Raw genomic sequence first — 5122 nt, 5'->3', positions numbered from 1 at the left:
GAGTACACGCAGCTCACCGGCCGGGCCGGGCGGCGCGGCATCGACGTCGAGGGCCACGCGGTGGTGCTGTGGCAGCGCGGCATGGACCCGGTGGCGCTCGCCGGGCTGGCGTCCAAGCGCCTGTACCCGCTGCGCTCGTCGTTCCGGCCCACCTACAACATGGCCGTGAACCTCGTCGCGCAGGTCGGCCGGCCGCGCGCGCGGGAGGTGCTCGAGACCTCGTTCGCGCAGTTCCAGGCCGACCGGGGCGTCGTCGGGCTCGCGAAGCGGATCGAGCGCAACCGCGAGGCGCTCGAGGGCTACCGGGAGTCGATGACCTGCCACCTCGGCGACTTCGCCGAGTACGCCGAGCTTCGCGCGAAACTGGGCGACCGCGAGAAGGCGCTGTCCCGCAAGAACACCGCGGCGCGCCGCGCCGACGCCGCCCGGTCACTGGAGGCGCTGCGCAAGGGCGACGTGATCGCCGTGCCGTCCGGACGGCGGGCGGGCCTCGCGATCGTCGTCGACCCGGGGCTCGACCCGTCCGGCGACGCCCGGCCGCTCGTGGTCACCGAGGACCGGTGGGCCGGTCGCCTGTCCGTGGCCGACTTCCCGACGCCGGTGGAGGCACACGGCCGGGTCAAGCTGCCCAAGCAGGTCGACCTGCGCTCGCCGCGGTCGCGCCGGGACCTCGCCTCGACGCTGCGCAGCACCGGCATCGAGGCGCCCAGGCACCGCCGCCACGGTGCTGGCGCGGCGGCCGACGACGCCGAGATCGCGGCCCTGCGCAGGGCGCTGCGCAACCACCCCTGCCACGGCTGCGCCGACCGGGAGGCACACGCCCGCTGGGCCGAGCGGTATCGCAGACTGGCCGCGGAGACCCAGCAGCTGGAGCAGAAGGTCGCCGCCCAGACCCACTCGCTGGCCCGCGCCTTCGACCGGATCCGCAGGCTGCTCACCGAGCGCGGTTACCTGGCGTACGAGAACCCTGAGCGGGCCAGCGACGACCGGACTGAGCGAGCAGCGCAGGGAGGGAACACGCCGGGTACGGGCCCGCGAACGCCGAGCGGACCGAGGCAGTCCAGCACCGTCACCGCCGACGGCAGGCGGCTGGCCCGGCTCTACAGCGAGTCGGACCTGCTGGCCGCCGAGTGCCTGCGGCACGGCGTCTGGGACCAGCTGCCGCCCCCGGAGCTGGCCGCGGTCGTGTCCTCGCTGGTCTACGAGGCGCGCCGGGACGGGCCGAGCGAGGCGCGGGTGCCGACCGGCCTGATCAGCGACGCGCTCACCGAGACCGCGCGGCTGTGGGCGTCGCTGGAGGCGGACGAGCGGCGGCACAAGCTGGAGCGCACCCGCCAGCCGGACGCGGGCTTCGCGTGGACGATCTACCGGTGGGCACGCGGCGAGTCGCTGGAGCGGGTGATGACCGCGGCGGAGTCGGCCGGCAGCGAGTTCTCCGCGGGTGACTTCGTGCGCTGGTGCCGGCAGGTGATCGACCTGCTTGAGCAGCTGCGTGACGTGGTCGGGTCCGACGCGCCGGTCGGCGGCGCGGCGAAGGAGGCCGTGAAGGCGATGCGCCGCGGGGTCGTGGCGCTGGGCACCGTGTGATTGCTCGGCCAAGTGGGGCCGAATAGCGTGCCGGACCACACGAGATACCCCCGTCCCGCTATGGTTTGATCGCGCGCAGGCACGAGGTCGATATGGCGGAGGCGAACAATGACCAGCCCCTACGGGCCGCCCGGTGGGAACGACCCGCAGCAGCAGTGGGGACAGCAGCCCTACGGCGGCGGGCCGGCGCCCGGCACCCCGTCCGGTGGGATGCCCGCGCAGCCCGGGTACCCGCAGCAGCATGGTCAGCCCCAGCCACCGCAACAGCAGCAGCCCTACGGCGGGTACGGGCAGCAGCCGCCACAGCCGACGCAGCAGTACGGCCAGCCTTCGCCGTACGGTCAGCCGCAGTCGCCCTACGGCCAGCAGCCGTCCGGTGAGTTCCCGAGCCCGTACCAGCACCCCTACCAGCAGCAACAGCAGCAGCCCAAGAAGGGCGGCGGCGCCTGGATCTGGATCGTCATGGTCGTCGTCGTGCTCGGCGTCGCGGCGTTCCTGGTGCTCGGCCTGGTCACACCCGGTTTCCTGAACACGAAGGTGTTCGACAGGGCCGCGCTGGAGGGCGACCAGGGCGTCAAGAAGGTCCTCGTCAACGACTACAAGGTCGAGAACATCCAGTCGGTCACCTGCCCCTCCGACCAGGAGGTCAAGCAGGGCAACAAGTTCCAGTGCACGGTGAAGGTCGGCGGCAACGAGCCGAAGGAGCTGACCGTCCAGATCACCGTCACCAGCGACGACGGTCAGTACCAGGTGGCGCTGCCGGAGGAGTCGAAGTAACCCCGCGGGGGGACGGCGGACGACTGGCCGTCCCGCTTCCGCGCGCCCCGGCTCGACCGTCGTCAGCAGCACAAATGGGTCGCGGCGGGCCCGCCGAGTAGGCATCATCGCGACGTGACCCAGACACTGCTGCCCACCGGGCTCAGGTTCCGCACCGTAGCCGAGGACGAGCTGCGGGGCGCCAACGACATCTTCCGTGCCGCGATGCACAACAAACCCGCGTCCGACGATTTCTGGGCATCACTGCGGGGCGCCTACATCGTCGACCGCACCTTCGGCGCGTTCGACGGTGACCGCCAGGTGGGCACCGCCATGTCGTTCCCGTCGAGCCTGACCGTGCCCGGCGGCGCGATCCTGCCGGCTGCCGCGGTCACCTTCGTCGGTGTGCGGTCCGACTACCGCCGGCGTGGCGCGCTCACCGGCATGATGCGGGCCCAACTGCAGGACTGCGTGGCCCGCGGCGAGGTGTTCGCCGTGCTGCACGCGTCCGAACCGGTGATCTACGGCCGCTTCGGCTATGGCCTGAGCACGCTGACGCGGACGGTGAGGGTGCGGTCCCCGCGGGCCGCCCTGCGTCCCGAGGTGCCGGTCGCCGGCACGGTCCGCCTCGTCGACAAGGACGAGGTCGTGCCCGCGCTGCGATCCGCGTACCCGGCGCTGCAGCGGGCCCGCACCGGCCAGCTCGGCCGCCCCGAGCAGTACTGGGTCCTCGGCTACCAGCGCCGGCTCGACCACGAGTACATGCTGGTCGCCGCGCACTTCGCGGCCACGGGCGAGGTCGACGGCTGGGTCATGTACGAGCCGACGAAGTCCGGTGATCCGCTCGCCGGCGACGACCTCGCGGTGCTCGACTTCCAGGCAGTCGACCAGGGCGTCGCCAACGACCTGTGGCGCCACCTCCTCGGCGTCGACCTGATCGACACGATCACGGCGTACCACCGGCCGGCCGACGACCCGATCGAGGAGATGCTCGTCGACAGCTCCGCGGCCCGCAGCGAGCGCGACGACGAGCTGTGGGTGCGGCTCGTCGACGTACCCGCCGCACTCGCCGGCCGCACCTACGGGCCGGCCGACCCGGTCGTCATCGAGGTCGTGGACCCGTTGCTGCCCAGCAACTCCGGGCGCTACCGCATCGGTCCACAGGGGACCGAGCGGACCGCGGCCGCGCCGGCGCTCACGATGACCGTCGACGTGCTCGGCATGCTCTACCTCGGCGCGCACCCGCCCGCCAACCTCGCCGCCATCGGTCGGATCGCCGTGGCCGACGCGGCCGCGCTGCCGGCGGCCGACCGGCTCTTCGCGGTCGACCGGCCGGCGTGGACCGGCACGATCTTCTAGGCCGCGAACCGGTCCGCCCGTTCCTGCCCGGAGAGCTCGCCGATCGCCCGCATCACGTCGTCCGTCACCGCCCGGCGCGTGCGGGCCGAAGCGGGGTCACCGGTGAAACGCAGCGGTCGCCCGAACCGCACCGTCACCCGTGCCGGGCGAGGAATGCGCTTGCCCACGGGCTGCAGCCGGTCGGTCCCGTCCAGCGCCACCGGGACCACCGGTGCGCCGGAGGTCAACGCGAGCCACGCGACGCCGGTCCGGCCGCGGTAGAGCCGGCCGTCGAGCGAGCGGGTGCCCTCGGGGTAGATGCCGAACACGCGGCCCGCGGCCAGCACCTCGAGCGCGGTGTCCAGCGCGGCCGTCGCCGCGCGGTGCTGGCCGCGCGCGACCGGGACCGACCCGACCGCGGTGAAGAACCAGCGCATGAACCACCCGCGCAGCCCGCGGCCCGTGAAGTACTCGGCCTTGGCCAGGAACGTGACCTGCCGGGGCGCCGCGAGGCGGAGGACGACGCTGTCGATGAACGAGAGGTGGTTGCTGGCGAGGATGACCGGGCCGGCGGCGGGCACGTGCTCCCGGCCATCGGTGCGGATCAGGGGCACGTGACGACCTGCCCGGCCCACGAGAGCCCACCGCCGAAACCGAGCAGCAGCACCGGCGCGCCGGACCGGATCTCGCCACGTGCCACCAGTTTCGCGAGCGCGATCGGGATGGACGCCGCCGACGTGTTGCCCGACTCGACCACGTCCTGCGCGAACGGCACGCCCGGCGCGCCGAGCTGGCCGACGATCGCCTCGATGATCCGCAGGTTCGCCTGGTGCGTGACGATCGCCCCGAGGTCGGCGGGGGCGAGGCCCGCCCGCTCGCACGCCTGCCGCGCGATCGGTGCCAGAGCCGTGGTGGCCCAACGGAAGACCGTCTGACCGTCCTGCGCGAACATCGGGTGCCAGGCGCCCAGGATGCGCACCGCCTCGCCGAAGCTCGGGTCCGAGCCCCACACCACCGGTCCGACGTGCGGTTCGTCGGACGCCGACAGGACCGCCGCGCCGGCGCCGTCGCCGAGCAGCACGCAGGTCGTGCGGTCGGTCCAGTCGGTGATGTCACTCATCTTCTCGGCGCCGATGACCAGCGCGTGCCGGGCGGCGCCGGCGCGAATGGCGTGGTCGGCGGTGGCGAGCGAGGTGGTGAACCCGGCGCAGGCGTTGTTCACGTCGAACGCCGCCGCGGCCGGGATCCCGAGCCGCCCGGCGACCTGCGCGGCGGTGCTCGGACAGCGGTCGACGGCGGAACAGGTCGCGACCTGGACGAGCCCGATGTCCGCCGGATCGATCCCGGCGGCCGCGAGCGCCTTCCCGGCGGCGGCCGCCGCGAGGTCGGCGACGGACTCCTCCCGGGCGATGCGGCGCGTGGCGATACCGGTGCGGCGGCG

4 protein-coding genes and 1 pseudogene are annotated in these 5122 nt (G+C 73.5%); 3 read left to right on the top strand and 2 right to left on the bottom strand.

Going from position 1 to position 5122, the window contains the following annotated elements; all coding sequences use genetic code 11:
* The 3 genes and pseudogenes from ACJ73U_RS20570 to ACJ73U_RS20560 form a co-directional block, all read left to right on the top strand.
* Nucleotides 1–1587: pseudogene (locus ACJ73U_RS20570) on the top strand (RNA helicase); the annotation flags it as partial.
* Nucleotides 1588–1695: 108 nt separating this feature from the next.
* A complete protein-coding gene (locus ACJ73U_RS20565) occupies nt 1696–2364 on the top strand; it encodes a DUF4333 domain-containing protein (RefSeq protein WP_407779284.1) in 669 nt (222 codons plus the stop codon).
* A 114-nt stretch (nt 2365–2478) separates the two neighbouring features.
* A complete protein-coding gene (locus ACJ73U_RS20560; protein WP_407779283.1) occupies nt 2479–3702 on the top strand; it encodes a GNAT family N-acetyltransferase in 1224 nt (407 codons plus the stop codon).
* Here the strand turns inward: ACJ73U_RS20560 and ACJ73U_RS20555 are convergent.
* Complete coding sequence (locus ACJ73U_RS20555) at nt 3699–4295, bottom strand: lysophospholipid acyltransferase family protein (RefSeq protein ID WP_407779282.1); 597 nt, start codon at nt 4293–4295, stop codon at nt 3699–3701. The genes ACJ73U_RS20560 and ACJ73U_RS20555 overlap by 4 nt on opposite strands.
* The coding region (locus ACJ73U_RS20550; RefSeq protein WP_407779281.1) for a beta-ketoacyl-ACP synthase 3 at nt 4286–5122 on the bottom strand (837 nt) is incomplete at its 5' end. The genes ACJ73U_RS20550 and ACJ73U_RS20555, both read right to left, overlap by 10 nt.

Origin of the sequence: Actinophytocola sp., assembly GCF_045807065.1 — a bacterium.
Taxonomy (GTDB): Bacteria; Actinomycetota; Actinomycetes; order Mycobacteriales; family Pseudonocardiaceae; genus Actinophytocola.
This window is presented reverse-complemented; position numbering and strand designations above follow the sequence as displayed.